This is a genomic window from Pseudomonas sp. CFII68 (genome assembly GCF_000416195.1).
Taxonomy (GTDB): domain Bacteria; phylum Pseudomonadota; class Gammaproteobacteria; order Pseudomonadales; family Pseudomonadaceae; genus Aquipseudomonas; species Aquipseudomonas kilonensis.
On record NZ_ATLN01000008.1, the window covers coordinates 1 to 402 of the forward strand.

The following is a 402-nucleotide window of genomic DNA, read 5'->3' on the forward strand; positions in this document are numbered from 1 at the left end:
CGGCTTTGTCGCGGCGGTACTGCCGGTGTGGCTGATCCTGGCGCCGCGGGACTACCTGTCGACCTTCCTCAAGATCGGCACCATCGTCGCCCTGGCGATCGGCATCCTGGTCACCATGCCCGAGCTGAAAATGCCGGCGCTGACCCAGTTCACCGACGGCACGGGACCGGTGTGGAAGGGCGGGCTGTTCCCGTTCCTGTTCATCACCATCGCCTGCGGCGCGGTCTCGGGTTTCCACGCGCTGATCTCCTCGGGCACCACGCCCAAGCTGCTGGATAACGAAACCAATGCCCGCTACATCGGTTACGGCGGCATGCTGATGGAGTCCTTCGTGGCGATCATGGCCATGGTCGCCGCCTCGGTGATCGAGCCCGGCGTGTACTTCGCCATGAACAGCCCGGC

Annotated in this window: 1 protein-coding gene; it reads left to right on the forward strand. The window is 65.2% G+C overall.

The annotated features are described in order from the left end of the window. Positions 1-402 (forward strand): carbon starvation CstA family protein (locus CFII68_RS25660; RefSeq protein WP_018600029.1); only part of this gene is annotated, 402 nt, incomplete at both ends.